The organism is Streptomyces sp. LS1784, from assembly GCF_020103755.1.
Classification (GTDB): Bacteria; Actinomycetota; Actinomycetes; order Streptomycetales; family Streptomycetaceae; genus Kitasatospora.
On the sequence record NZ_JAHSQD010000714.1, the window covers coordinates 1 to 3,665 of the forward strand.

The 3,665-nt window shown below is 75.3% G+C and carries 3 protein-coding genes and 1 pseudogene; all 4 read left to right on the forward strand.

Going from position 1 to position 3,665, the window contains the following annotated elements; genetic code table 11:
* The coding region (locus KS423_RS41085) for an MFS transporter (RefSeq protein ID WP_224284833.1) at positions 1-420 on the forward strand (420 nt) is incomplete at its 5' end.
* Between the two features lie 112 nt (positions 421-532).
* Positions 533-1,846 (forward strand): cytochrome P450, encoded by a 1,314-nt coding sequence (locus KS423_RS41090; RefSeq protein WP_224284834.1) that lies wholly within the window; start codon positions 533-535, stop codon positions 1,844-1,846.
* A gap of 111 nt (positions 1,847-1,957) precedes the next feature.
* Positions 1,958-2,950, forward strand: coding sequence for an L-tyrosine/L-tryptophan isonitrile synthase family protein (locus KS423_RS41095; protein WP_374120145.1), 993 nt, complete (start codon positions 1,958-1,960; stop codon positions 2,948-2,950).
* Between the two features lie 234 nt (positions 2,951-3,184).
* Positions 3,185-3,665: pseudogene (locus tag KS423_RS41100) on the forward strand (hypothetical protein); the annotation flags it as partial.

Genomic DNA, 3,665 nt, shown 5'->3' on the forward strand with positions numbered 1-3,665 from the left:
CGGGTCGGCGGCCGGCTGGCCGACCGCTGGGGCGCCCGGCCCACAGCCCTCACCGGCGCCGCCGTCACCACGCTCGGCCTGGCCCTGCTCGTCCCGCTGGACGCCGGCTGGTCCGCCCCCGACATCGCCGCGCGACTCGCCCTCGCCGGTGCCGGGATGGGCCTCAACGGCGGCCCCACCCAGGCCCTGGTGATGTCCGCCTCCCCGCCCGGGAAGCTCGCCACCGCCGGTTCCGCCGTCCAGCTCGCCCGCAGCCTCGGCTTCGCTCTCGGCCCGGCCCTCGCCACCGCCGCCGCCCTCGCCGGGACCCGCGACACCACCGGGACACGCGCCGGGATCGCCCTGGCCGCCCTGGTCGCGGCGACGGCGGTCGTCCTGCTCGCCCTGCACCACCGCGACACTCGCGGCGACCGCAGCTGACTCCGGCACCCGACGCACAGCACCCCCGCCCATTGCACCCCGCACCCCGCGCCCCGAAACGCCGCACGCCGTGACAACCACCCGCCCCGCACCACCGAAGGATCACCCCCAGATGACCGACGCCACGCCCGACACCCCGCGCTGCCCGTACGGGCACGACCGGCTCCCCTCCCCCGTCCCGCTGTACGGCCCGGAGTACAAGCGCGACCCGTACCCGCTCTACCGGCGGATGCGCGAGGCCGGGCCGGTGCACCGGGTGGAGTTCCCGAGCGGCATCCACGCCTGGCTGGTAACCGGCTACCGGGCCGCCCACTCGGCCCTCAACGACCCCCGTCTCGGCAAGAACCACGCTCTGGGCAACGACAATTGGCGCCGACTCGCGTCGATCATGCCCGAACCGCAGCACTCGCAGCTGCAGGTCCACCTGCTCCACCAGGACCCGCCCAAGCACACTTCGATGCGTCGGCTCGTGCTGGACGCCTTCGCCCCGCGCCGGGTGGAGTCGCTGCGCCCCCGGTTCCAGGAGCTGGCCGACGCGCTGGTGGACGAGCTGCCCGAGTCCGGCGGCACGGACCTGGTGGCCGGCTTCGCGGCCCACTACCCCTTTCGGGTGCTCGCCGAAGTCATCGGCCTGCCGTCCGCGTTGGCGGAGCGCTTCGACCGGGACTGGGGCAAGGTGGTCCAGCCGGTCGGCCCGCAGGACCCCGGCCGTCCGGCGTACGAGGCACGGCTGCGCGGCCTCCAGACGTACATCGCCGACGTCGTCGCCCGCAAGCGCGCCGACTGCCGGGAACCCGGTTGGGTGGCCCAGGAGGACCTGCTGGGCCGGCTCGTCGCCGCCCATGACGCGGGCGAGCTGAGCCGCGCGGAGCTCGACTCGATGGTGTTCCAGTTGCTGGTCGCCGGGCAGGAGCCGGTCACCAACCAGATCACCACCATGCTGGTCACCCTGCTGCGCCACCCCGAGCAGCTCGCCCGGCTGCGCGAGGGCGTCGACGAGCCCGGCCGGCTCGCCCGGGCGGTGGAGGAACTGCTGCGCCACGACGCCGCGTTCGAGCTCACCACCTGGCGGTTCTTCGCCGAGGACAGCGATCTGTTCGGCACCACCGTCCCGGCCGGAGACTCCGTGATCGTCTCGCTCTGCGCCGCCAACCGCGACGACGCGCAGTTCCCCGATCCCGACCACCTCGACCTCGACCGCACCCCCAACGCCCACCTGGCCTTCGGCCACGGCATCCACTACTGCCCCGGGGCCGCGCTGGCCCGGGCCGAACTCCAGGTCGCCCTCGCCACCCTGCTCAGCCGACTGCCCGGTCTGCGCCCGGCCGAGGCGCCCGGCGACGGCCTGGCAGACCTGGCCTGGGTTCCCGCCGTCCTGGCACGCGGGGTGAACCGGCTGCCGGTCGCCTACGACCGCCGCCGCTGACCCCCGGGGCACCAGGCACCACCCGGCTCCGCCCGCCCGCAGCCCGCAGTCCCTGAACCGCAGCCCGCAGCCCGCAGCCCGTACCGCACCACCTTCCGTGGAGGACCCACCATGCCGCCCGTCGGCACCGCCCCTGCCGCCATCACCCCTGGCGCCACCCCCGCCACCCCTGCCCCGGCCCTCGAAGACCGCCCCTCGGCCGAACGGCTCGCCGCCCGCGTCCTCGGCCTGCTGATGCCGCACCGCCGCGCCGCGGACCCGGAGCTCGACGCCCGCCCGGAGCACTTCCCGCTCCAGCTGGCGCAGTTGACAAAGTTCATCGCCGCCGGCGAACCGATCGCCCTGACCCTGCCCGGTTTTCCCTGCAAGTCGCCGAACCCGGCGAAGGTGCTCGGGCACCTTCCCGACGAGGGCGAACGGCTCTCGCTGACCTTCCTCGACGGACTCTGCGCGGAGATCGGCCGCCTGTACGCACCCGGTGCCCGCATCCTGATCTGCTCGGACGGGCATGTCTTCGGCGACCTGATCAACGTTCCGGACGACCACATAGACGCCTATTCGAACGCCCTGACCTCCATGATCGCCCGCGAGGGCCTGACCCACCTCGACACCTTCGACCTGCGGGCCGTCCTCGGCGACCTCCCCTACGACGAGAAGCGCGCCCGGGTGCACGCCCGGTACGCGCCGAGCGTCGAGGAGTTGCGCGAGCAGGTGCTGACCGAGGAGGAGACCCTGCGGCTCTACCGGGGCATCACCCGCTTCCTCACCGAGGACACCGTCGGCTTCACCGGCACCCGCTCCGCCCTCCAGCGGGAGTGCCGCCGCCGCGCCTACGGCGTGATCCAGCGCAGCCGCGCCTGGGGCGAGCTGATCGCCGAGCACCATCCACACGCCGTCCGACTGTCCATCCACCCGCAGCCGGCCGGAACCGCCAAGTTCGGCATCCGGCTGCTGGCGGCCGCCGATGCCTGGACCACGCCTTGGCACTCCGCGGTGCTCCACCGAACCGGTGGCGAGCGGGAGTTGATGCGCAGCGAGGAGGCCGCGCGGCTCGGCCGACTGGTGCTGCGGGACGGCCGGCCGAGCCACTACGAGTGCCGCTAGCCGTCTTCGAACTCCCGCCTGCGGGGAGGGGCGGCCCTCGGGGTCCGGCGGAGAGGTGTCCCCACCGCAGTGGCTCCGCCTTGCGGTGCGCCCAGCCCGGCGCCGTCCCGCCCCCTCTGCCCTGCCGCCTCCCGGGGGGGCGGCGGGGCGCGAGGACGGGCCTGGAGACCCGTCCTCGCGCCCCCGCCCAGCCCTGCGACCGGGGCTGTCGGTGCGTACCCCTACCGTGGGCGCATGATCGGTTCGCAACTGCTCCGCACCCTGCGCGGGCGCTTCCCCGACCGCAGCGCCGAGGGCCGTACGGCGCCGCTGCTGCCGGGGCGTCAGGTCGCCCCCGCCCTGTGGGTGAGCGACGGGCCGGCGCCGGAGGGGGTGTGGCAGCGGCTGCACCGGGATCACCCGCGCTCGGGGCTGTGGCCGCTGCTGGTGGAGCCGGGCGACGACGTCCCGGTCCTCGACGGGCGGGACCTGGGGCTGGAGCCCGGGGAGCCGGGGGAGCCGGCGCTGGACGGGTACGACCCGGCCGCCCTGCTGCGCGAATGGTGGGAGAAGGCGGTGCTGTGGTGCCCCTCGGGCGATCCGCAGGACCGGGCGGAGCTGCTGGCGGAACTGGCGCCCTTCGGCGACACCTGGCCGGGCCCGGCCCCCGCCGCGGCGCCCCGGCGGGACCCGCAGGAGTGCGCCGACCGCCTGGCCCGCCAACTGCTGCGCGCCC

Excerpts from the sequence above, each read along its gene's own strand:
- KS423_RS41090 (WP_224284834.1), top strand. The coding sequence starts at position 533 with ATGACCGACGCCACGCCCGACACCCCGCGCTGCCCGTACGGGCACGAC.
- KS423_RS41095 (WP_374120145.1), top strand. The coding sequence starts at position 1,958 with ATGCCGCCCGTCGGCACCGCCCCTGCCGCCATCACCCCTGGCGCCACC.